The organism is Oceanobacillus sp. J11TS1, from assembly GCF_018333215.1.
GTDB lineage: Bacteria > Bacillota > Bacilli > Bacillales > Amphibacillaceae > Oceanobacillus.
Genome location: NZ_BORO01000013.1, coordinates 43,324 through 67,806, shown reverse-complemented (window position 1 = coordinate 67,806; position 24,483 = coordinate 43,324). Strand labels below are relative to the sequence as shown.

The following is a 24,483-nucleotide window of genomic DNA, read 5'->3' as shown; positions in this document are numbered from 1 at the left end:
CTTGGAAGGAGCATTAAGGGATTATTTTTGGGGATTACTTAGCCATCTCGTGCAGGGAATCAGTATAAAATTATACCTTTTCACATCCCGCTTTTTGCTTTAAAATAAATTCCACTAAAAAATGAAATATCCTCTATTCATGGATATAATAAAATATAGATGGAGGGGCTCCTCATTATTTTTAATAAAAAGTGAAAGGGGAATGAAAATGACAATAGAAAATAGTAAAGAACTAACGCAAGAGGAACGAGAGCAATTACTCAACACATTGAAAGCGCGTTTTGAGAAAAATAGGGATCGTCATCCAGATCTTGATTGGCATCCAATTCAAGCCAAGCTGGAGAACCGTCCTGAAAAATTGGAAACGCTATATGAAATGGAAAGAACAGAAGGGGAACCGGATGTGGTCGGCTATGATAAGGAAAAGGATGAATACATCTTTTTTGACTGCTCTAAAGAAAGCCCAAAAGGCCGGAGAAGCGTTTGCTATGACCGCGCGGCACTCGAATCAAGAAAGAAGCATAAACCAGAAAATAATGCGATTGATATGGCTGCGGATATGGGAATTGAATTATTGACAGAACAACAATATCGAGAGCTGCAGCAGCTTGGAACATTCGATGCCAAAACATCAAGCTGGATACAAACACCTGCTGATATTAGAAAGCTTGGCGGAGCACTCTTTTGTGATTATCGATTTGGACACGTTTTTGTTTATCATAACGGAGCAGAATCTTATTATGGTGCTAGAGGCTTCCGCGGATCATTGAGGGTCTAAAGAAGTAGTTTAACGATTCCTTAACCGATGCGAGTTTTGTATGGCGTATGGTTTTACACAATACAGAATCAATTAAACAAACGTTTGAACAAGTTTGATTTTAAATCAGTAGAAATGCTGTTTTTAATCAAGCTTTTTTATCTATCCTTTGCACAATTTTGGATAGGAAGGTAGATAGACTACCTATCCATCCGAATTGTTTTCCTATGTTCCTCCACGATAAGCAAAACCTCAAACAAAATAAGGAATACAATAACCCAAATACCAAATTGAAGCACAGCAGATTGAATCATTGTTAAAAGTGTTTCAGAACAATGGATATAAGAAGTAAATGTATAAAACATCGCAAACGTAAACACTCTGCTCCATTGCGAAACATCATAAATGAAGATTCCTTTTTTTAATCCATAGCTGTCAATTCGCCTGTATATCCTAAAGATCTCAATAGACTCGATGATGAGGAAAATAAAGATTGTAAAAATCCAAAAGAACAAAATCAGCTGATCATTAACTACATCTGAAAGAATAGCAGCAAGTCCAGAAATGGATAATGCGCCATGTAAAATACAATTCGTATTTTTCCAATCTCTTTCCACTGACCAAGGTATTGTCATATATCTCTTTAGGATTAAAAAAGCACTGATTAGATAGAATAATAATCCTATTCCCATCATTGTCATTAAGAGGAATCCGGGAGTTCCATGAAAAACATAATGTAGAAAGACCACAATCGATTGTGTGCTGACCGTCGTTAAAAGAAAAATTCCATGGGAACTTTTTAATAAAAGCATTTGATTTTGACAGATTTTAAGAAATGCTTGTATGGAATGACATATAAAATAAAGCCATAATAAAATATTTAAAAATAAAATAATTTTTGGAAGGAAGTCGAGCTGTGGAAAATGATTTACAATTAAAACTCCACAAATAGAAGATGCTGCTACCCACGTCCCGATGCCGAACAGGTTCATAGGATCGGACAGATGAAGCTCTTTAAATTTTCCACTGTGACAGGATGTAAGAATAGAAAAGATAAAATTAATCCATATCGCTAAAACAATCGTTACGAAGATATTAGAGAGCACACTTTCATTAAATGCTGCGCCTAAATAATATGGTAATACCCCGTGCATTAATATCCCAAGCGCCATGACGAGAGCCATCTCTGCCGTTTTCATATAACGTTTATTTTTAACCATATAAGATATGGCACATATAGAAAGTAATAAGAAAATAATTACGTATAACAAATTAATCACCAAGTGATATTATAGCACTTTTAGGAGTTAAAGAGTGCGGTGTGTGTTTCTTAAAATATAGTAGAAAAGGAAAATAGTGAATGTTGATAGTGAAGCGCTGGGGCTCTTGACTTATTAAGCTATTAATACCAACGAATAGTAGGACAAGCGAATTTAGGATTTCAAGAAATAAATGCTGCAATTTAATGGGTATAGTTTAAATTTATAGATTTTAGAAAAAACAGAAAACAAGTTGACTCTCAACAAACATACAGCTATAATAAATTTTAATTTATAAAATATTAAGAAAAATATAATTTATTATTAAAGAGGAGCATAGGCATGTTATTAAAAAATAATGGTTCTTTGCCATTATATGAGCAAGTGAAAAAATATTTAGAACAGAAGATCGTTTCGAGAGAATGGGAACAAGGATACAAAATTCCTACTGAAAAAGAGTTATCTGAACTTTTTCAAGTAAGTACGATTACGATAAAGCGCGCGGTCTTGGATTTGGTGGATAGCGGCCATTTATATCGAAAAAGCGGAAAAGGAACGTTTGTGAATTATCAAGAAAAAACAGATTTATCCAAGTTTGTATCCATACAAAATAAATTTGATGAGGGAAAAAAGTATCCTCATAAAATTATCGGTTTTAACAAAATAAAACCGGATAGCGAAGTAAGAGAGAATTTAAAGTTAGCTGCTAGTGATAAGGTATATCATATTTCTAGGTTAAAGCTGGAGAATGGAATACCTTCTATTATTGAAGATTCATTCATTCCAGTCAATTTTGCGCCAAACTTAACGCAGGAGGATATTGAAAACGAGTTGCTCTATAATATATTCTTAAAAAAATACGGTCTTCCGTTAGACAAAGCCAAGGTATTTATATCAACCAAAGCAGCAGATCGGGATGAGTCTTCTCTTTTAAATATCCCAATTGGATGCCCGCTGCTTGTGTTGGACAGATGTACGACGTTAAAGGAAGAACGTGTAGTTGAATATTCAAGGTGTATGTCTGTGTTTAAAAATGCCGAATACTTTCTGGAGATTAACCTTTAAATTCTAATTTCGTCATTTTAAACGGGTTTTATATTATAAAGTTATAATATTATATTTTAATCCATAATAAACTGTAGGATACGGCGCGTTTAATAGTTTTAAAGATATTATCTTAAGGAGGCTGCATATGCAAATTACGGAACATCCAGTACTAGATAAGAAATTTAATGAAGAAGTTATTTTTTATTTTAATAACCAATCTTTGAAAGCGAAAAAAGGACAAACTGTCGCAGCAGCTCTGATGGCAAATAGCATTCGTAAACTGGGCGCAAGCAGAAAATTAAATAAAGCTAGAGGGGTATTTTGCGCTAACGGAAGGTGTACGAGCTGTTTTGTGACGATAAATGGACTGGAACATGTGCTTAGTTGCACGACTTTAGTAGAAGAAGGAATGAGAGTTTCTTCTAATGAAAGCGATCCCGATGTGAGGGGTGAAAGCAATGGAAACTGACATATTAGTGATAGGTGGTGGGCCTGCAGGGATGAGTGCAGCTATAACTGCTGACCGGGCGGGAGCAAGGGTAATATTGGTTGATGAATCTTTTTCATTAGGCGGTCAGTTAAGGCAACAGACACAGCATTTTGCTCCATTGCCGGGAAGCGAGGAAAAAGTCCGCGGTACCGCATTAGGAAATGATTTAATTAAAAAATTGGAAGCATCAAAAGTAAAGATCCTAAAAAAACATATTATGATTGGCTCTTACAGGAACGAAAATATTGGCGTCACTGATGGAGAGAAGACCTTTGCAATTCAATCACAAAAAAATATAATTGCCCCTGGAGCAGCAGAAAAAGCAAAAATATTTCCCGGCTGGACTATACCTGGCGTGATGACTGCAGGAGCAGCTCAAATATTAATCAATAGAGAACGGGTACTTCCTGGAAAGAATGCGGTTATGCTGGGCTCGAATGATTACTCCCTCGAGGTGGCAAGGCAGCTTAAAGCGTGTGGGGTAACTATAAAAGCTATTGTAGAAGATAAAGAGCAAATGATCAGTTCAGATATGGAGCTACTGCACGATATGAAAAACGTTCCTGTTTATCTCAATAGCACCATTGAATCAGCAACTGGTAAAGAGGAATTGAATAAAGTTGTGGTTAAGACTCCTGCTGGGTTATATGAAATGGAGGCAGATCTTATTTGCATTGCAAACGGATTCGATCCAATCATCGAACCTTTTGAAATTATGGGTTGCAACCTTGCTTATCATAAAGAACTTGGTGGTTGGCTGCCAGAGTATAATGTTTATTTCCAAACAAGTAACCCTTCTTGTTATATTGCAGGGAATGCAGCTGGGATCACTACCATAGGACCAGTCCTGTTAACAGGGGAAATCGCTGCAATTGGTGCTTTGGAAGAGCTTGGATTCATGGAACAAGAAGAAGCTGAGGCTCAGAGAAAAGAGTTGTGGAAAGAATTAGCGGAAATAGAGAAGAGAGAAAATGAGAAGACGTTCCGGGCAAGGTCTGAACTAATAGAGGGTTTTCATCAAAAGATTGGAATGGCTTTTCCTGAGGAATTTAACATGGTAAACGGAGGGGCACATAATGGATAAATCAACGATTGTTTGCCGGTGTGAAGAAATCAATATAGATGAAATCGAGACCGCCATTAAAAATGGAGCAGAAACATTTGACGATATTAAACGTCTTACTAGATGCGGGATGGGACCTTGTCAATCAAAAACGTGTTTTTATCCAGTAAATGAAATTATCGCTGAATATACAGGTATGCCTTTGAATGAAGTGAGCCTGCCAAGACTGCGGATGCCCTTGAAAATGGTGAGGATGAGTACGCTTGCGCAAGATAGTGAAGGCAGTAATGTGGTATCGGTATTTGGTGAATCAGTGGAAGATGGTGAATCATAAAATGGATAATTTATTTGATGTAATCGTTGTTGGCAGCGGGGTAATTGGAAGCAGTGTTGCTTATCACCTTTCAGAGAGTAAAAAACATGAAGTTCTTTTAATAGATAAGGGGTTTCCGTTATCTGGTACATCTGGTTCTACGCAGGCATGGGTATGGGTACACAGTAAGACGCCTTCCTGGTATGGGGAGTTAAGTATGTTGAGTGCTGAATTATATCCGTTTCTAGAGAAAAAAATTGGGGATGTGGAGTATAAAAGAACTGGAGGAATAGCTCCTTTTTTCAACGAAGCAGAAAGAGAATCTGCTCTAAGACTTGCTGAAAAACAGGCAGAAGTCGGTATTGAAATAGAAGTTTTAAATCGGGAGGAGGTTCTGGAAAAAGAGCCAAGCCTCTCCCCCGAGATAGCAGGGGCTACATTCAGCAAAATAGATGGAAATGTAAATCCATTTAGGCTTGTTGAATTATACGTAAAAGCTGCAAGAAAAAACGGGGTACACTGTTCTTTCTACAATCCAGTAAATGATATTGAAAAATCAGGTGATATATTTCAGGTAAAAACACAGAAAGGCAGCTTTCGTTCCAAAAAAATAGTCCTGGCAGGCGGACCGTGGTCAAAGGAGTTAGGGAAAATGCTCGGTATGGACATGCCAGTGAAGCAAGTTCGGGGACAAATTCTAGTAACAGAACCGCTGCAACCGTTTCTAAAATATACAATCGGTGGGATTCGCCAGGCAGATAACGGGGAAGTCCTAATCGGTTATTCCAAAGAGGAGGTGGGTTATGATAGAAGATCAACATTGGATGTGATGCAACAAACGGCAAGAATGGCAATCGATTTTATTCCTGCGCTTTCCAAGGCAAACATTGTCCGTTGTTTTTCAGGTATTCGGGTAATGCCGGAGGACGGTTTCCCGATTCTAGATGAAGTTCCTGGAATGGAAGGTGCCTATGTAATAGCAATGCATAGTGGTATAACCTTGTCCCCGCTCATAGGAACCTTAATGACGGAATTGCTGACAGAAGGGGAAACATCCATCAATCTTTCACGCTTCAGTCTGGAAAGATTTAACGGAATACAGAGTAGGTAAATGGATTATTTTTATTAGGGGAAAACGTTAGCCTTGAGAAAACGAAAGAGACAGTATATAGAGGGAGGAAAATAATGAGTCCTACAGTAGCGATAGTGATAAGCTCAGTCATTGTTTTAGGTATTGGAGTATTAATCTCCTTTCTTGTTGGAAGAAGACAGAAAGGAATTGAAAACTGGAATGTGGGTGGCAGGTCTCTGCCAGTATATGTTGTTGCGGGAACTCAATTTGCTACAGGAATGGGAGGTGGAGTGCTTGTTGCCCACGTAGGTATAGGATACAGTGCAGGATGGTCAGCTATTACGTATAATCTGCTTTATTCTGTTGGTATTATACTGCTCGTCATGCTTGCTGGCTGGTTAAAGAAGCAAAATTTCTCCACTTTACCGGATATTTTCAAACGACTATATGGTGACCATAAAATAATGATGAGCGCCGTTACTGTATTGGCGATTGTGGTTCCTTTTGGTTGGCTGTGCACGCAGTTAGTAGCGTTTGGTAATTTATTTGCAGAAATTACCGGGATTTCCTTTACCCTACTTGTAATAATATTTGCTGCAATTAGTTTACTATTTGTTTTACCAGGAGGACTAGCCTCCGTAGCATGGACTGATTTTGTCTTTGGTTGTTTTATACTGGTCCTTTCGATTGTAAGCGGTATTTATATGTTGGATATGGCTGGCGGCTGGTCGAACATTGTATCTAATGTTCCAGAAAACTTCGTAGCACTTCCTGAAGGAATGGGGGCAATAGGAATGGCGACTGTGGTACTTTGGATATTTGCCATTTTTCCAGGAGCGCTTACGAATCAGATGTCTTATCAGAGGATTTATGCAGCAAAGGATGCAAAAACTGCAAAACAAGGGTTTATCATTGCCGCAATTGCTGGATTAATTTCTGGAATATGGGCGTCCTTTATGGGGATCTCTATTTTGTCACAAAATCCAGGCCTTGAAAACTCTGAGCTTGCAGCGGGGTGGTTTTTAACACAGATTCCAACATGGTTTCTGGCAATCTACTCAGCATTCATTATTGCTACAATCATGTCTACAGTAAGTAGTGCTGTACAGTCTGTAGTAGTAAATATTACGAACGATATTTACAAATCCTATATTAACCCAGATGTAACGGATCGCGATCTTGTTAGAACTTCCAGGGGACTCACTGTTATAATCGTTATTTTGGCTATTGTTTTATCACTGTACTATCCGAGAGCTTTAGGATGGTTGCAGGCAACTTACGCTTATTCTGCAGCAGGATTGCTTATACCGATTTTCTTAGGGATTGCGCTTCGCCATAGAAAAGTTCTTTCCGCAAAAGGAGCGATGGGAGGAATCTTTTTCGGAGTAATTGGAGCAGCAGTTGCCCAAATAATTGATACATCTATTCCATATGCTGTGTACGGTGTTGTTAGCTCTTTGGTCGGTTTTATTCTTATTAGTATGCTATTTAGGTATGAAAGTAATACAGAGAAGAAAGTTTCGGGTCTATAAATAGAAGTTTAGATTTCAGAATATATCAATTTGTTTAAAAATAGGTTGTGTATTTTATTTCTTTGAAAATAGTATCCAACACAATTATTTGAGGGATACGGGGAGGAATCAATATGGATGCAGAAGTAGGTATTATTGGGGTTGGTACGATGGGGAGTATGGCGGCATGGCAACTTGCTAAAAAAGGTGTTTCGGTCTTGGGGTTTGAACAATTTGGACTTGGAAATGATCGGACAGCAGCCGGAGGTGAGTCTCGTCTTTTCCGGACCGCTTACATGGAAGGTCCTCAATATGTACCGCTGCTCCTGAAGGCAAAAGAATTATGGAGGAAACTGGAGAAGGAAAGTGGAAATTCACTTCTAACTTTAAATGGTGGTTTAATGATCGGAGAAGAAGACTCTGATGTAATAAGAAATGTTTTAAAAAGTATTTCCGATTTTAATCTGCCTCACGAGATATTAAAAGGAGATCAGGCTAGGCATAGATACCCTCAGTTTACATTCTATGATGACGATTTGGTAGTGTTAGATAAAGAGGCAGGCTTCATCCGACCGGAAATGGCAGTAGTATCTGCATCTCATTTGGCAATGGCGCACGGTGCTAACATTAAGAGATATACGAAGGTGGATAATCTTACCCCTGAAAGCGGCGGGGTGAGGATTATCACTGACGACGGAAAAAAATACAAGGTTGGAAAAGTGCTCATTTCCACAGGTGCATGGACCTCGAAATTGATGCCAGAATTACAGGAACAATTGATACCAAGAAGGTTATTATTAACATGGTTTGCGCCTAAAAACCTTGCTGATACAGGGGCAGATAGGCTTCCTATTTTTGCTAGAATGCGAGGGGATTTTAGACTTACAGGAGTACCTACTTTGGATGGGTCAATGGTTAAAGCCTCTTATACAAAAGACCCTTTAGCTATTGAAGATCCTGAAGAATTATATAGGGATGTTTATCCTAAAGAGTTAGAAAGAATTAGTGAAGCAGTAGAAACGCTATTGCCTGCTCTATTTCCTGATCCTGTTAGAGCAAGTGCATATATGGATGCATATACGCCTGATGACCATGCATTATTAGGAGAATTACCAGACTGGAAGAATGTTTTTGTAGCAAGTGGTTTCTCTGGACACGGATTTAAGCTATCGCCTGTAATAGGAAAAATTATTGCCGAGTTAATGATTGACGGAAAAACCGAAAGTAATATTAGCCATCTTGAACCGGGAAGGATTTTAAAAGGAGTGGAATAGTCCAAAGAAGTACTTGAATTAATTAGATAAATCCTATTTAAGGGTATTTTCTTTGCTTTCTTTTTCAACTTTCTTTCAGACGAGATTTTGTATGAGTAAGATATTAAAAAATCCCTGTGAAAAACCGAATGTTTATAAAACGCTCGTTTTCACAGGGATTATAGTTGTATATTTCAGCCCAATTTCAAGTAGTGTACCCGATTTTACAGATGATAAGGTTTATTTTTGCTGATTGTGGCTCACTTCTCCGCCTAATTCAATTCCAGCTGTTTCAGCAATAATTTTTGGCAAATCCGTATTATCATGGAACCCTGAAAAATTATCAGCTCCTGGGCCATATGCGTAGACTGGAATGTCCACTCCTGTATGATTTGTACTTGTCCATCCGATATTGGTTTTCGTACTTATAATAGTATTAATTGCTGTGATAGGATCTTCGGCTTCTTGAATGGATTGAATTTCTTCTTCTGATAATTCCATATCCGTATGTTTTTTTAGGACTTCACCAGCATTGGTGCGATTTTCATTTAGTTCTGCCGCTATATTTTCGCCAGTTGCCGTTACACCATGTAGCAGTTCAGGGTTTGCAGAGTCTGAACCGTTGGCGCCTACAGTCATGCCGCCTGTTTCATGGTCTCCTCCGACAACGACCAGCGTATTACCTTCCTCTTCAGCGAAAGCAATCGCTACTTGGACTGCTTCTTCGAAAGCGCCTACATCTGTCATCGCCCATGCTGCATCATTAGCGTGACCTGCCCAGTCAATCTGGCTCCCTTCTACCATAAGGAAAAAGCCGTCTTCATCTTTTTTTAGTGTATCAATAGCAGTTTTCGTCATTTCAGCAAGACTTGGCTCTTCCTCTGAATTCCGGTGTAATTCTGGCGACAACGCATCATCAGCGAATAGTCCTAACAAATTTTTCTTGTCTAAGTCGATATTTGCTTCCAACAGTTGATTGCGATTTTCTACAAGCTGATACCCCTGTTCTTCTGCTTGCTGAAGTACATTGACTTCTTTTTGGTTTCCACCTGCTGATTCTTGAAGGAAATTATTTTTACCGCCGCCTAGTAAAACATCAATCTCGTTGTCTATTAATTGCCTGGCAATTTCTGTTTCGTTGTTCCGATCGTCTACGTGAGCACCAAAAGCCGCTGGAGTTGCATGTGTGATAGTAGAAGTGGCAACAAGTCCTGTTGACATATCTTGATTCTGTGAGGCTTCCAGGATGGTCTGCTGCGGTTTCCCTTCTGGATTCATTCCGATCATGCCATTATTCGTTTTTACTCCTGTTGCCATTGCTGTAGCAGCTGCTGCAGAGTCTGTAATATTGGAGTCGGCGGAATAGGTGGAATACACACCTTTAAAATGATGGTCCCACACTGCTGCCTCTCCCTTAAAATGCCGATAATTCGTTGCATAATCATCGTTAAAACCATCTGGAATCATGTGGATAATATTTTTCGCTTTGTCTCCATTGGCCTCGCTGTTAACCACCTGTTTTTTTCCATCTGCACTTGCCGTTGTGGTACTAATCCCTGAAAAAATCAGCCCTGCACTCAACGCTGCAACTCCAAGCTTTCTTATCATTCCATCATCCTCCTTTAAATTTGAACCTAACTTGATTGTAAGTGGAGAACTTTAACTGAGGGTGAATAGAATGTAAATAGTATGTAATTTTCCGTTTTTTTAATGTGTTTAGAGATAAAGTTGACTATCTAGTAACCTTTAGATAATACTAATGGTTGAATGAATTTCTGTATACGTTATAAAAGTTATGTCTGACATAACAAACGAAGAAACAGTTGCGGAGTTCAAAGAAATAGAGGTAATATATGGTATTCTTATAGAATTAGCTTCAACTACTTGGGATGATGAAGCAGAGACAAAAGTTCTAATAACCCGCTCTTGATTCCCATTATCCAAGCATTCATAAGGCCCAAGGAACTTGTGTCCCCTTTCTTAAATTTTCACCTACACTTCTCGACAAATTAAAACGAAGGTGTTAACATAAATGTGTAACCGGTTCCAGTTGGAGGTAGAATGTTATGGCGATAACGATTCGTGACGTGGCAAAGAAGGCTGGGGTTTCAGCTGCTACTGTATCGAGGGTAATTAATAATAGTGGCTATGCACATGAAGATACGAGAAAAGCGGTATTAGATGCGATTCATAAATTAAATTATAAACCGAATGAAGTGGCTAGGTCTTTATTTAAACAAAAGTCAAAATTGATAGGTTTGATACTTCCGGATATAACTAATCCATTCTTTCCAGCGTTAGCTAGGGGAGTAGAGGATCATCTTCGGGAGGCAGGGTATCGTTTGATTATTGGTAATAGTGATGAGCACCTCGAACAGGAAATCGATTATCTCGATACGTTTATCCAACATAATGTCGTCGGTATTATAGCTTCCGTCAATGAAGCTCATAGTGACATGCTTAAAGATTTAAATATACCGGTAGTTTTGCTAGATCGAACGATAGAGAGTTTGCCTGCTGTGTATGCAGACCAGTTTGAAGGGGGCAAGTTAGCTGCTCGGAAAATATTAGAACTTGGAAGTAAGGAAATTACGATTATAAGGGGCCCTGTAGAAGTGAAGCCTGTTTATGAGCGGTTTGTTTCTTCCTTTCAAACGCTAAGGCAAGTGGATGTGAAGATAAATATATTCGATTCCAAGCTTACTTTTCAAGGGGCGAGCAAATCGGTGAAAACATTGTTTGACAAATACCCGAACACAGATGGAATTCTTGCATGTAATGATATCGTTGCCGTTGCTGTCATGAATGAAGCACAGCGGACTGGACGAAGGGTACCTCAAGATGTTCAAATTATCGGCTTCGATGATATTTCTATATGTGAAATTGTTTATCCGGGATTATCAACGATTCGTCAGCCCGCATATGAGATGGGGGCTAAGGCTGCGGAAATTATAATTAATAAAGTAAATGGGGAAGTTTTACGAGATATACATTGTAAATTACCTGTTCAATTTATAGAAAGAGAGTCTACGAGAAAGGTAGGAGATTAAGATGGTAAATATTGTAGTGGTAGGAAGTTCTTCCATGGATTTAGTTGTTACAGCTGGAAAAAGGCCAAAAGCCGGAGAAACGTTAATCGGAAAGTCATTTCAGACTGTGCCTGGAGGAAAAGGGGCCAATCAAGCAGTAGCAGCGGCGAGACTAGGTGCTACTGCATCCATGGTTGGCCGAATTGGAAAGGATGCATTTGGTAAAGAAATACTCGAAAATTTAAAGAAAAATGGTGTTTCTGTAAACTGTGTGGAACCCGTTCCACATGTATCTTCTGGTACCGCACATATCACGATTGCTGAAGGAGATAACAGCATTATCGTGGTAAAAGGTGCAAATGACGAGGTCACCCCGACGTACGTAGAAAAGGCTGATTCGATTCTTAAGGACGCAGATATGATCCTAGTTCAGCAAGAAATCCCAGAGGAAACAGTCGAATATATTGCAGATTTCTGCAAACAATTTAATAAAAAATGGTTACTGAATCCTGCACCTGCAAGGGAAATAAGTGATAACGTTATTGAATCTGCAACGTATCTTACTCCAAATGAGCATGAGTTTACAGTTATGTTTGGTGAAGAGAATCGTTCCGAAGTACTTACCCGTTATCCTAATAAATTATTGATAACAGAAGGGAAAAATGGAGTTCGTTATTTCAATGGGGAATGCGAAGAAGTGGTTCCTTCTTATGTTGTGGAAGCCATGGATACTACGGGAGCTGGGGATACATTTAATGCAGCTTTTGCAGTTGCTATTGCAGAAGGAAAGGCAATAAAAGAGGCCATACAATTTGCGAATCGTGCCGCATCCATTTCTATTACGAAGTTTGGGGCGCAAGGCGGTATGCCAACAAGAAAAGAAGTGGAAGGAAGTTTATAAGCATGAAAAAGAATGGCATTTTAAATAGTCATATAGCAAAGATATTAGCGGATTTAGGTCATACAGAGACGATTGTAATAGGCGATGCAGGTCTACCTGTTCCTGACGGCGTATTAAAAATAGACCTAGCACTAACACCAGGTACTCCATCTTTTCAAGAAGTGGTAGAAGCTGTTTCGGATGACATGGTTATTGAAAAGGTGACAATTGCATCAGAAATAAAAGAGGCTAACTGGAATCAATATGAATTTATAGAAAAATCATTTGATCCGGAAATAATAGAATATGTAAAACATGAACAGTTTAAACAATTGACAGCAAATGCGAAGGCGATCATTCGAACAGGAGAAACGACAGCCTATTCTAATTGTATCTTGCAGGCTGGTGTCTTTTTTTAGTAGACAGGAGAGTAAAGATTTTCTCCTAAACTTTGAAAAGTCTAATAGTAGAAGCCAAATTCACTATAAAAGAGGGGTGATGGATGTGAGAATTTTGATGGAAAATATTCACAAGGCCTTTGGTGCAAATAAGGTTCTTGAGGGAGTAAATTTTGAATTAGAGCCTGGGGAAATTCATGCGCTGATGGGTGAAAATGGTGCAGGGAAGTCGACGTTAATGAATATTTTAACGGGGCTTTTCCATCAGGACCAAGGAAAGATTACGATAAATGAAAAGGAAACGGTGTTTGCCGATTCTAAAGAAGCAGAGGAAGCTGGTCTTGCTTTTATTAGGCAGGAGTTAAATATTTGGCCACAAATGACTGTTTTGGAGAACTTATTTATTGGAAGAGAGAAAAGGAATGCACTAGGTGTATTAAAAGAGAAAGAAATGAAAGCGTTAGCTAATGACGTATTCAAAAGGTTGAATATTTCCATTCCATTAAATAAGGAAGCTGGAAAGTGTTCTGTCGGGGAGCAACAAATGATTGAAATCGCAAAAGCGCTAATGCTTGATGCAGAAGTAATTATTATGGATGAACCTACCGCAGCTTTAACGGATAGAGAAATTAGAATGTTGTTCCAAATCATGAAGGAACTTACGGCAACCGGAGTTTCCCTTGTTTATATTTCTCATCGAATGGAAGAAATCTTTGAAATATGTGATCGCATTACAGTCATGCGTGATGGGGTGTCCGTGGCAACCTCGTTTATTAAAGATACTTCCTTTGATGAAATCGTGAAACAAATGGTCGGACGTGAATTGGAAGATAGATATCCAGAACGAAATCCTAAATATGGGCAAACGATTATGGAAGTGAAAGGTTTAACGAGAGCAGGCGTCTTTGAAGATATCCACTTTTCTATAAAGGAAGGAGAAATATTGGGGATATCCGGTTTAATGGGTGCAGGGCGAACCGAAATAATGCGTGCATTATTCGGGATTGACCCTTACGATCGTGGAGAAATAATAATGGATGGAAAACCCGTTTCTATTAAAAATCCATCAAGTGCAGCAAAACAAGGGTTAGCTTTCATTACAGAGGATAGAAAAGATGAGGGGTTAGTTCTGGATTTTTCAATACGTGAAAATATCGCCCTAACAAATTTAGAGAGTTTTGCCCCAAATGGGATGGTGAAAGCAACGGATGAGAAACAGTTTGTAAAAATGATGGTTGAGCGCCTAAAAGTGAAAACAGAGTCTCAGGAAACACAGGCTGGTAATCTATCAGGCGGAAATCAACAAAAAGTAGTAATCGCCAAGTGGGTTGGTACTTCTCCTAAGGTTTTAATTATGGACGAGCCTACAAGAGGGATCGATGTTGGTGCGAAGCGTGAAATTTATAATCTGATGAATGAGTTAACCGAACGAGGGCTTGCAATCATTATGGTTTCCTCAGATCTACCTGAAGTATTGGGGATGAGCGATAGAATACTAGTTATTCATGAGGGGAAAATTTCTGGTGAATTGTCCAAAGAAGAAGCAACACAAGAAAAAATTATGACGTTTGCTACAGGGGGTAATTAAAGTGAAAACATCAAAGCTATCAACGATTTGGAATAAATTTATTCCTCTATTGGCGTTAGTTGGTTTAATCGTAGTGGTTACGATCTTAAATCCATCTTTTATGGACCCGGCTAATATTATGAATCTATTACGCCAAATATCGATTAATGGGCTGATTGCATTCGGTATGACTTTTGTCATCTTAACAGGTGGAATTGACTTATCCGTTGGGTCCATCCTTGCTCTAACAAGTGCTCTTTCAGCCGGAATGATGGTAGCTGGGATAGACCCAATTCTTGCTATTGTTATTGGTACATTACTTGGAGCAGTATTTGGAGCACTTAATGGTGTGTTAATTGCTAAAGGAAAATTGGCCCCGTTTATTGTAACACTTGCAACGATGACTATTTTCCGGGGGCTTACTCTTGTTTACACAGGAGGTAAACCAATTACGGGACTTGGAGATTCGTATGCATTTCAATTGTTTGGTAAAGGATATTTTCTAGGAATTCCTGTTCCAGCGGTAACGATGATTCTTGCATTTATAGTGTTATGGTTTATGCTTCATAAAATGGCATTTGGACGTAAAACGTATGCACTCGGAGGTAATGAAAAAGCAGCACTTATTTCAGGTATTAAAGTAGATCGAGTAAAAGTCATGATTTATTCCATCAGTGGGATGATGGCAGGATTAGCTGGTATGATTCTAACTTCTCGTTTGAATTCAGCACAGCCAACCGCAGGCCAAGCGTATGAAATGGATGCGATTGCTGCAGTTGTTATTGGTGGTACAAGTCTTGCAGGCGGTAAAGGACGAATTGCCGGCACATTTATCGGGGTTTTAATTATCGGTATCTTAAATAATGCGATGAACTTACTCGGTATTTCATCTTTCTATCAACAAGTAGTAAAAGGTGTCGTTATTTTAATTGCAGTATTACTAGACAGAAAGAGATCATAAGAGGTGAAGAAAATGAAAAAGATAGTCGCAATTGCGATGGTTTTGATGATGGTCTTTTTAACAGCATGTTCCATGGAAAGTCCATTTGTCAAGGATGATTCAGGTGAAAAGGGAAATGTGAAAATTGGCTTAAGTGTTTCTACATTGAATAACCCATTCTTTGTTTCGCTTCGTGACGCAATCGTTGCAGATGCGGAAGCAAAAGGATATGAGATTATTGTTGTTAATGCACAGGATGACGCGGCAACGGAGATTAGTGGAATTGAAGATTTAATTCAACAAAACGTGGATGTTCTCTTAGTGAACCCAACCGATTCTGCAGCTGTTTCTTCTGCCGTACAATCAGCAAACAATGCAGGTATCCCTGTTGTTACGATTGATCGATCCGCGGATAATGGGGAGGTAGAAACACTCATTACTTCAGACAACGTGGCCGGTGGAGAAATGGCAGCTAACTTTATTTTGGAACAACTTGGCGAAGGTGCAAAGGTAGCAGAAATTCAAGGTATTGCAGGTGCATCCGCTACAAGAGAACGTGGAGAGGGATTTCATAATATTGCGGATGAACAGCTTGACATTGTGGCAAGTCAACCAGCTGACTTTGATCGGACGAAAGGATTAACCGTTATGGAAAACACGCTACAAGGAAAAGACGACATTCAAGCGGTGTTCGCGCATAACGATGAGATGGCCCTTGGGGCTTTAGAAGCCATTAAAGCAACAGGAAAAGATCTTGTTGTCATTGGTTTTGATGGAGTGGAAGATGCATTAGTTTCCGTTGATGCAGGTGAACTTACAGCAACGATTGCACAACAACCAGAGCTTATGGGAGAAGAAGCGGTTTCCACAGTGGAAAAGGTACTTAACGGTGAAGAGTTGGAAGAAGTAATTAAAGTGCCTTTGGAGTTAAAGACTAAATAGAAGAGCTAGGGGGACAGGTCCCTTGTCCCAGGTTAGTATTACTGTGAGTTACAGTAATGGCAGTCTTTTTACAAATAACCGCCAAAGTTAATGGAAGAAGCGGGTGTGCCAAAAGGCGTTGTGAACCTTGTACTCGGTGCTGGTAATACAGTTGGTCCCTTTCCTATGGTGTTGCTGTTGAACTAAGTTATTGGTATAAGGGAAATGTTAAGACCTCCCTGCACAAAATGAAGTGTCGGGTCATTGAATATTTTAGGAAGGGAATAGCCGGTTATCCAGCTATTCCCTATGCCGATATTAATAATCCAAATGCTAAGTGGCAATTCCCTATTCCAGCTTTTTATCGGTTACATCAAGTATATCGAGTAAGAACACAAATACCGGGATTCCGATAATCAATCCCCAGACTCCAAAAAAGTGTTGGGAAAAGATCAGGACAACAAATGTATAAAATACGGGCAAATCTGTTTTGGAAGACATTAATTTTGGGTTGAGAATATAGGCTTCAATAGCATGAATAATCATAACTGCGATCAACAAGTAAACTACTTTTAATATCCCGCCGATTGTAAAGGCAATGAGTGATAAAGGGATAAGTGAAATAATTACACCTGCAACAGGGATTAATCCCAAGAAGAAAATCATAATGGACAATCCAAAGATTTGCGGGAATCCAAGAATCATTAACATCACTGCAGAAAGGAATGTATTGATAAGTGCAATGATAAACTGCGCCTCAATGACTTTTCCAAAGGTTAGTGAGAACTTTCTACCAAAATACTCGATTTCACGGTAAAATGGTGCAATTTTGCTGGTTTTAAACTTGTTCGTGAATTCAATTAAGCGTGGTTTTTCTAGTAGGAAAAATAGGCTTAACAATAGAGCAATCAACACTTGGACACTCGTTGTACTAATATCGGAAATGGATTTTAAAAGAAACGAAAAGCCATTTTCAATGTAATTGGTAATTTGATTACTTGCAATAATTGATTCAATATAGTTAAAGATGGGATTGTCATAGGATTCAATCGAAAAGTTTGAAATTTGCTTGATCAACTGACTGATTTCAAATGTAATGATTGGTAAATACTTCACAATCCCGAATGTTAACAAGCTAACGATGATAGAGTATAGCAATAGGACAAGTACGGTTCGATTTAATTTAATATGTTTCGTTGTATACTCGACAAGCCCATTCATTAAGAATGAAAAAATAAATGTGAGTAGAATAAGGTTTATCATATTTCTAACACTAAAAAGAATAAGAATGATAAGGCCAAAAATAATAATTCGTTTTACCTCGGTTTTTCGAAAAAACCCTATAATGGATTCCATAAAACTAGTTACTCACTCCTTTTATTAATCGAATTTAGCTTAAATGATGTTTAAGTAATGGAAGACATTCTTCTTTATCACCAAGAAAAATGTTGTTCCACCTCAGAATTACTCCCCAAATGCAGTAGAAGGTGTTCAGTCACCCTCTTATGAAAGTATTAGAGCTCCGTTTACACTTGCAAAGCTAAATTATCGATTTTTTTCTTGATACCTACAGATACAATATGTCTTGGTTGGATTTTATTCGACTACTTTATGGAAACACTTGCCCCCTTATTAACTTACCCTTCTGAATTCAAAACGTCGGTTTAGTTGCCTATTTTGTTAAGTATCCACTTTTTCGGGAAAAAATACAAGACAAAACGAGGGACGTCCGCCTGTTTCACTTTATACGTAATTGTCTTCGTGTTTCACCGATTGTTCATAAATGAACTTCTTTCTATCACCAAATCTCCTTTTTAACTTGATATAAGGACAGTCAACAAAATAAAAAATGTGGAATTGGACAATATAATTGATGGTTATATTTGTTTTAAAAGGAGGATATTATGGGAAAAACGATTGCAGATGTTTTCATTGATTCATTATTGAATGCTGGGGTGAAAAGGATTTATGGAATTGTTGGAGATTCTTTGAATGCCGTGTTGGATTCGATTAGGCGTTCTGGAAAAATAGAATGGATTAGTGTTCGTCATGAGGAAGTGGCAGCTTTTGCTGCTGGATCAGAGGCATTATTGACAGACAGTATTGCAGTTTGTGCCGGAAGTAGTGGGCCGGGGAACCTGCATCTAATTAATGGGCTTTATGATTGTCACCGATCTAAGATTCCTGTACTGGCAATTGCTGCGCATATTCCAAGCAGCGAGATTGGTAGTGGGTATTTTCAACAAACTCGTCCGGAAATGATTTTTAAAGAGTGCAGTGCCTTTGTAGAGACGATTACAAGAGCGGACCAGATGCCGATGATGGTGAATATGGCAATGCAGCATGCGGTTGCCCAAAAAGACGTTTCTGTTTTAGTACTTCCTGGAGATGTTGCTGGTTTAAACCAGAAAGAGGATGTTGCAGCAACCCCTGTTCATTTTACAAAGCCTGTGGTTAGACCGTCTGAGGAAGAACTGGAAAATCTCGCGAAGCATTTAAATAAGGGAGATAAAGTTACTTTACTTTGTGGCGCAGGCTGTCAAGGGGCACATGATCAAGTGATGGAACTTTGTGAAAAGTTGAAGTCACCTATGGTTATTGCCTTACGGGGAAAAGAATTTCTTGAGTATGATAATCCATATAACGCCGGTCTGACTGGGTTAATTGGTTATTCCTCAGGATATCACGCGATGATGGAATGCGATGTTTTACTGATGCTTGGGACCGATTTTCCTTACAGACAGTTTTATCCCGAAAAAGCAAAAGTACTACAGGTAGATATTCGCTCTGAGCATCTTGGCCGCCGGACTGCCTTAACACAAGGTGTGGTTGGTGATGTAAAAGAGACCGTTGAGGCACTTTTACCGATACTTAAAGAGAAGAAAAATGATAAACATTTAAGGAGGCATGTAGGTGCGTACAATAAAGTAAGGGAGGATTTAGATAATTTAGCAGTTGGAAAGCCTGGGAAAAAACCAATTCATCCACAATATTTAACGAAGGTCGTTAGTGATTTAGCGATGGAAGATGCAATATTTACCTGTGATGTTGGGAGCCCGACACTTTGGGCTGCCCGTTATGTAAAAATGAATGGAAAAAGAAGGTTGCTTGGTTCCTTTAACCACGGAACGATGGCGAATGCACTTCCACAAGCAATTGGAGCTCAAGTTACAGAACCCAAGCGACAGGTGATTGCGCTTTGTGGAGATGGTGGGTTGTCTATGTTAATGGGCGATTTACTCACACTCCATCAACATCATTTACCTGTAAAAGTGATTGTGTTTAATAACCATGCTTTAAGTTTTGTGGAACTGGAAATGAAGGCAGCGGGATATCCTGAGACTGGAACGGAGTTGGATAAGACAACGGATTTTGCTGCAATTGGACGTGCCATTGGAATAGAAGGATATCGGGTAGAAGATCCGGCTGAATTAGAGGAGGCTGTGAAGAAGGCATTCAAACATGATGGACCTGCTATCATTGATGTGGTGGTGAATCGTCAAGAGCTTTCCCTGCCCCCAAAAATTACCTTTGAACAGGCGCATGGCTTCACACTTTGGATGATGAAGGCGGTTCTCAATGGAAATGGGAATAAACTGGTGGAAGTGGCGAAAACCAATCTGTTACGTTAGCTATATAATTAATGTTTGCCTTACTCTAAAATAATCTCCTCTTTCAAGGGGAGGGGGTTATTTTGATTCGATTTGGGATTTGAGCAAGAGATTGCACCAAACCAGAATTAAGGGGGAAAATGAATGCAAACAAGATATATCTGAAGGGTCTAGCCGAGAAACGGATAACCAATATTTATTTTGAAATATCAAACAACGTTATAGGGTCAAGGATGTTGAACTTACTTTAGGTTGTTGATTGCCGCTAAGCTTCATCTGGAATTTTTTCGACTTGTCTCAGCTCCATAAGATAAAAAACAGCTTTTCTCCAAAACTTAGAGAAAAGCTGTTTACACCATATTTTATAACGTCTCATTTTTATGATTCTCATATAAATCTTTAACTGCTTTCGGGGCTGTCCAGAAAGTAGTCAGCAATAAGAATACAACAGGGACAGCGGTAACTACGATGAACGACTGTAATGCATTGATACTGTTTTCTCCCAGTGTTACAAGGACAATAGCTACCAAGCCCATAACCATTGCATAAAAAGCTCTTAACCATCTTGGCGGATGTCCATTACCGGAAATGGCCATAGATATGGTTAGTGACATAGAATCTGTTGTCGTTAAAACAAAGATGACAGTGGCTAACAAGAATAAGAAACTGAAAATCAACCCAAACGGTAATTGTTCCGTAATTGCCATCATGGCAGCAGGTTGCCCAAATTCATTCAATGCAGTTGATATGGAACCCGGCAGTTTTAATTCTTGAAAGATTCCTGTCCCGCCAATAACGGCAAACCAGATTGTCGCAACGACAGGAGCAATAATCGCAACTGCTACAACAAGCTCGCGAATGGTACGTCCACGTGAAATGCGGGCAGAGAAAATCGCCATCATTGGTCCATAGCCGATAAACCATGCGAAGAAAAACACGGTCCATAGGCTGAGCCATGCCTCATCACCACGATAAGTGCTGAATGGGATAAGTTCATTAACATAGAGTCCGAATGCCTCCAAATAATGATTAAAAATAAAGTATCCAGGGCCAAGTATCAGTACGCCAATAATTAATGCAAGTGCCAAAATAACATTAAAGCTGCTTAAAATTTGAATACCTCTGTGAAGACCCGAAACAGCAGAGATAGCTGCAGCAACCACGAGTAAAATAATAATAACGATATGAACAGTTAAGGTGTTAGGTAAATTTGTAATGGTACTTAACCCATAACCTGCCTGTAAACCTAAAAACCCAATTGGTCCAATGGTTCCGGCTGCAACAGAAATAATTGCAAAAGCGTCAACAATGGTTCCAAATACACTTTTATAGACAACTTTTTCCCCGAAAATCGGGTAGAGAAGGGACCTTGGTTTTAATGGCATTCCTTTATGGTAATGGGAGTACATTAATACAATTGTTCCGAGTGTACCTAAAATCGCCCATGACAGGAAGCCCCAATCAACAAAGCTCATTGCAAGTGCAGGAACAACTGCCTCAGGTGAGGAATTTTCAATTCCTGAAAAATGAGGAGGAACCTCCAAGAAATGGCTGAGAGGTTCTGCGGCTGCCCAAAACACCCCGCCGCCGGCTAATAAGGTACACATAATGATGGAAATCCATTTAAATGTACTCATTTCTGGCTTATCGATATTACCCAAGCGAATTTTTCCGTATTTTGAAAAGGCTAATATTAAGGCAATAAAAAAGGTTCCAAGAATGACTATTTGATAAATGATTCCAAAATAAGTAGCTGACCAGCCAAATAAAGTGTCCACCATATTTGAGATAAAGTCTGCGTTGATGAGCGCAGCTACAACAAAGAGGATGAGTGCACCGCCACTTATCAGAAATGTAGGTAAATCTAAAGATTTCTTCTTTTTATTTGAAGTTTGCATTACTTCTTTTCCTCCAGTTTCTTAATTATTCGTTGGTATTATTCTTTCTCTGGATCTGAATTCTATTCTATGAATAAATCGTTATGATACGAGGGGAACGGCGAAAATACCTCGTGGAAATCTCATTTAAGCGCAGCTGACAGTTAGTTTCCCGCTGCAAGAATAGATTAAACTCAAAATACTAAGTGGGAAATCAAACAGTCAGTAACGACTCGAATGATTTAACTGTATAAAATAGAGAGTAGAAACGCAGAAAATAAAAAGTGGAATCATACTCCAACAACGGAAGTATAATTCCACCATTCCATACCCTAAATGACTTTTAGAGCGTTGTCAATCATCCTTCCTTATTCGTAATTGTCCCGCTTTTTCAACAATGTATATGGCATTAGACAGGCAGGTTATTTTAACGTATCGTATGGTAATAACGGCATAACTGTTATAAAAAAAGAGATATTTATAGTTTGACAATTTGGAGAAATAAGTTATTATGTAAGAGAATCGAATATATTTTCTTCGGGGCAGGGTGTAATTCCCGACCGGCGGTGACAAACATTTAAGGTTTGAAGTCCGTGACCCGCTTATAGCGGTGGATCTAGTGAGATTCTAGAGCCGACAGTGAAAGTCTGGATGGGAGAAGAAAACTGAAGTCAGCAAATAGGTGACGTGTATTCTTTTTGTGTACACAAAAATCCTGTTTAAATGAATATGACTTAGTTTATTAATCATGCCCCGTGAATTTTTTCACGGGGCTTTTGTCGTTATCGGAAAGGAGGAGGCGCATGGACACGCTGTATATGGAAAAAGCCATTGAGCTTGCAGGTCTAGGAAAAGGAAAGACACATACCAATCCATTAGTTGGTGCAGTGATTGAGAAAGATGGTGTCATTTTAGCTACAGGCTACCATCCGAAATACGGTGGCAAGCATGCAGAAAGAATGGCTATTGACCAATGTGATACTCCCGAAGATTTAATCGATTCAACAATATACGTGACGCTGGAGCCTTGTAATCATACTGGAAAACAACCCCCTTGTACCCAAACGATTATAGATAGCGGTATTTCAAAAGTTGTGATTGCCCAGCTTGACCCCAACCCAATCGTAGCAGGTAAGGGAAAAGCCTATTTAGAATCGCAGGGAATACAGGTCGTTACTGGTATATTGCAGGAAAAGGCAGAAGCGTTAAACAAGCATTATAACTTTTTTCACAAGAATCAGTTGCCCTATATTGCATTGAAACAGGCTATCAGTATGGATGGGAAAATAGCTGTTCATCCTGATCGGCGGACATTTCTTACAGGGGAAGAGACTTATAAAAAGGTGCGTGATGAGCGGCAGCATTTTCAGGCTATTTTAGTTGGGAGCGGGACAGTAACAGCAGATGATCCCGAGCTATTACCGAGTACGGTCACAGATTTTCCGCCTGTTCGCATTATTTTGGACCGGCGAGGAGAAACATTAGACTTTGAAAGGTATCAAATTTATAGCAAGAAAGTCCCTGTCTGGGTTTTTACAGGTAATCAAAAAATAGAGAATATACCTGCTCATGTCCGGGTGATACAGGATAATCATTGGACCGTTTCAAAAGTTATAGAGGTTCTTCAAAAAGAAGGTATTCAATCTGTTTATGTGGAAGGCGGAGGCAGGATTCATGATGCCTTTTTAGAAGCAAATATGTTTGAGGAAGTAATTACGTATATCTCATCAAAACTGATAGGCGGCAGGGCCGTTTCTGCTTTTTCTAGTGACAGAAACAATCTTCAGGTAACCCCTTTAACGTTACAAAGCGTTGAAACGGTTGGGGAAGATATACGAATTGTCAGCAGGAGGGCGGAAGAAACATGTTTACAGGATTAATTCAAGAGATAGGAACAATTAAAAAGATAAAAAAAGCGTCTCATCATATCGAATTAACATGCGCAGCCTCAAGAGAACTGCTGCAGGGCTATAAAGTAGGAGACAGCATGGCAGTAAATGGTGTATGTCTAACTGCGACAACGGTGACGGCATCTGATTTTACCGTAGATATTATGCCGGAAACTTTCCATAAATCGACGTTCTCTGATTTACGCGTACATGCGAAGGTGAATCTGGAACGTGCTATGTCTGCCAATGCTCGTTTTGAAGGACATATTGTTTCAGGTCATGTTGATGTAACGACTCGGCTCATTAAAAAAGTAAGAAAAGAAAATGCCGTTATACTCACCTTTTATTATCCGCCGCAAATACAAGGAGAAATTGTTCCACAAGGCTCTGTAGCCATTAATGGAACAAGCTTAACCGTTTCTAATGTGGCGCCAGGAACGTTCAGTGTTTCATTAATTCCATTTTCGATGCATCATACAAATCTGGGACAGTTAAAACAAGGAGAATTTGTCAATATAGAAACAGATATACTCGGAAAATATATCAAGGCGATGATAGGTCCAGATAAAAAGCATGCATTGCATAAATACATGGGAGAATAGGAGA

At 39.1% G+C, this 24,483-nt stretch carries 21 protein-coding genes, 1 pseudogene and 1 riboswitch; of the genes and pseudogenes, 18 read left to right on the top strand and 4 right to left on the bottom strand.

Going from position 1 to position 24,483, the window contains the following annotated elements; translation table 11 throughout:
* Window positions 1-208: 208 nt before the first annotated feature.
* On the top strand, window positions 209-778 hold the full coding sequence (locus tag KI343_RS11760) for a DUF4256 domain-containing protein (protein WP_212926621.1): 570 nt from the start codon (window positions 209-211) through the stop codon (window positions 776-778).
* A 179-nt stretch (window positions 779-957) separates the two neighbouring features.
* On the opposite strand, the gene KI343_RS11755 is transcribed toward KI343_RS11760, so the two are convergent.
* Window positions 958-1,977, bottom strand: coding sequence for a TDT family transporter (locus tag KI343_RS11755; RefSeq protein ID WP_212926620.1), 1,020 nt, complete (start codon window positions 1,975-1,977; stop codon window positions 958-960).
* Between the two features lie 381 nt (window positions 1,978-2,358).
* Here KI343_RS11755 and KI343_RS11750 point away from each other — a divergent pair, with 381 nt between their 5' ends.
* From KI343_RS11750 to solA, 7 genes are all read left to right on the top strand, one after another.
* On the top strand, window positions 2,359-3,081 hold the full coding sequence (locus KI343_RS11750; protein WP_212926619.1) for a GntR family transcriptional regulator: 723 nt from the start codon (window positions 2,359-2,361) through the stop codon (window positions 3,079-3,081).
* Between the two features lie 127 nt (window positions 3,082-3,208).
* Window positions 3,209-3,532 carry a (2Fe-2S)-binding protein gene (locus KI343_RS11745; RefSeq protein WP_212926618.1) on the top strand — a complete coding sequence of 108 codons (324 nt, stop codon included), beginning with the start codon at window positions 3,209-3,211 and terminating at the stop codon, window positions 3,530-3,532.
* Window positions 3,522-4,637 (top strand): NAD(P)/FAD-dependent oxidoreductase, encoded by a 1,116-nt coding sequence (locus tag KI343_RS11740; protein ID WP_212926617.1) that lies wholly within the window; start codon window positions 3,522-3,524, stop codon window positions 4,635-4,637. The genes KI343_RS11745 and KI343_RS11740 overlap by 11 nt, the downstream gene beginning before the upstream one ends.
* Window positions 4,630-4,950 (top strand): (2Fe-2S)-binding protein, encoded by a 321-nt coding sequence (locus KI343_RS11735; protein ID WP_212926616.1) that lies wholly within the window; start codon window positions 4,630-4,632, stop codon window positions 4,948-4,950. The genes KI343_RS11740 and KI343_RS11735 overlap by 8 nt, the downstream gene beginning before the upstream one ends.
* Before the next feature lies 1 nt (window position 4,951).
* A complete protein-coding gene (locus KI343_RS11730) occupies window positions 4,952-6,040 on the top strand; it encodes an NAD(P)/FAD-dependent oxidoreductase (RefSeq protein ID WP_212926615.1) in 1,089 nt (362 codons plus the stop codon).
* Between the two features lie 74 nt (window positions 6,041-6,114).
* Window positions 6,115-7,533, top strand: coding sequence for a sodium:solute symporter family protein (locus tag KI343_RS11725; protein WP_212926614.1), 1,419 nt, complete (start codon window positions 6,115-6,117; stop codon window positions 7,531-7,533).
* A 113-nt stretch (window positions 7,534-7,646) separates the two neighbouring features.
* The gene (solA, locus tag KI343_RS11720) at window positions 7,647-8,786 is read left to right on the top strand and encodes an N-methyl-L-tryptophan oxidase (protein ID WP_212926613.1); all 1,140 of its coding nucleotides are present in this window, start codon (window positions 7,647-7,649) and stop codon (window positions 8,784-8,786) included.
* Between the two features lie 219 nt (window positions 8,787-9,005).
* Here solA and KI343_RS11715 read toward each other — a convergent pair whose 3' ends face one another.
* Window positions 9,006-10,373 carry an alkaline phosphatase gene (locus KI343_RS11715; RefSeq protein WP_212926612.1) on the bottom strand — a complete coding sequence of 456 codons (1,368 nt, stop codon included), beginning with the start codon at window positions 10,371-10,373 and terminating at the stop codon, window positions 9,006-9,008.
* A 458-nt stretch (window positions 10,374-10,831) separates the two neighbouring features.
* Between KI343_RS11715 and KI343_RS11710 the strand changes: the two genes are divergently transcribed.
* From KI343_RS11710 to KI343_RS20625, 7 genes and pseudogenes are all read left to right on the top strand, one after another.
* A complete protein-coding gene (locus tag KI343_RS11710; protein WP_212926611.1) occupies window positions 10,832-11,815 on the top strand; it encodes a LacI family DNA-binding transcriptional regulator in 984 nt (327 codons plus the stop codon).
* A gap of 1 nt (window position 11,816) precedes the next feature.
* Window positions 11,817-12,695, top strand: coding sequence for a ribokinase (rbsK, locus tag KI343_RS11705; protein WP_212926610.1), 879 nt, complete (start codon window positions 11,817-11,819; stop codon window positions 12,693-12,695).
* A 2-nt stretch (window positions 12,696-12,697) separates the two neighbouring features.
* Complete coding sequence (rbsD, locus tag KI343_RS11700) at window positions 12,698-13,093, top strand: D-ribose pyranase (RefSeq protein WP_212926609.1); 396 nt, start codon at window positions 12,698-12,700, stop codon at window positions 13,091-13,093.
* 85 nt (window positions 13,094-13,178) lie between these two features.
* Entirely contained in the window at window positions 13,179-14,660 is a 1,482-nt protein-coding gene (locus KI343_RS11695) for a sugar ABC transporter ATP-binding protein (protein WP_212926608.1), read from the top strand.
* A gap of 1 nt (window position 14,661) precedes the next feature.
* Window positions 14,662-15,600, top strand: coding sequence for an ABC transporter permease (locus KI343_RS11690; protein WP_374705433.1), 939 nt, complete (start codon window positions 14,662-14,664; stop codon window positions 15,598-15,600).
* A 12-nt stretch (window positions 15,601-15,612) separates the two neighbouring features.
* A complete protein-coding gene (gene rbsB, locus KI343_RS11685; protein ID WP_212926607.1) occupies window positions 15,613-16,521 on the top strand; it encodes a ribose ABC transporter substrate-binding protein RbsB in 909 nt (302 codons plus the stop codon).
* Window positions 16,522-16,605: 84 nt separating this feature from the next.
* Window positions 16,606-16,677 (top strand): annotated as a pseudogene (locus KI343_RS20625) (hypothetical protein); the annotation flags it as partial.
* Window positions 16,678-16,848: 171 nt separating this feature from the next.
* Here KI343_RS20625 and KI343_RS11680 read toward each other — a convergent pair.
* Window positions 16,849-17,856, bottom strand: a complete 1,008-nt coding sequence (locus tag KI343_RS11680; RefSeq protein ID WP_212926606.1) for an AI-2E family transporter — start codon at window positions 17,854-17,856, stop codon at window positions 16,849-16,851.
* Between the two features lie 548 nt (window positions 17,857-18,404).
* On the opposite strand from KI343_RS11680, the gene poxB reads away from it, so the two are divergent.
* Window positions 18,405-20,132 (top strand): ubiquinone-dependent pyruvate dehydrogenase, encoded by a 1,728-nt coding sequence (gene poxB / locus KI343_RS11675; RefSeq protein WP_212926605.1) that lies wholly within the window; start codon window positions 18,405-18,407, stop codon window positions 20,130-20,132.
* Window positions 20,133-20,473: 341 nt separating this feature from the next.
* On the opposite strand, the gene KI343_RS11670 is transcribed toward poxB, so the two are convergent.
* Window positions 20,474-22,009 carry a BCCT family transporter gene (locus KI343_RS11670; RefSeq protein WP_212926604.1) on the bottom strand — a complete coding sequence of 512 codons (1,536 nt, stop codon included), beginning with the start codon at window positions 22,007-22,009 and terminating at the stop codon, window positions 20,474-20,476.
* A 508-nt stretch (window positions 22,010-22,517) separates the two neighbouring features.
* Window positions 22,518-22,655: riboswitch (FMN riboswitch) on the top strand.
* Between the two features lie 136 nt (window positions 22,656-22,791).
* On the opposite strand from KI343_RS11670, the gene ribD reads away from it, so the two are divergent.
* Together ribD and KI343_RS11660 are read left to right on the top strand one after the other, a co-directional pair.
* Window positions 22,792-23,868, top strand: coding sequence for a bifunctional diaminohydroxyphosphoribosylaminopyrimidine deaminase/5-amino-6-(5-phosphoribosylamino)uracil reductase RibD (gene ribD, locus KI343_RS11665; protein WP_212926603.1), 1,077 nt, complete (start codon window positions 22,792-22,794; stop codon window positions 23,866-23,868).
* On the top strand, window positions 23,853-24,479 hold the full coding sequence (locus tag KI343_RS11660) for a riboflavin synthase (protein WP_212926602.1): 627 nt from the start codon (window positions 23,853-23,855) through the stop codon (window positions 24,477-24,479). The genes ribD and KI343_RS11660 overlap by 16 nt, the downstream gene beginning before the upstream one ends.
* Window positions 24,480-24,483 lie beyond the last annotated feature (4 nt).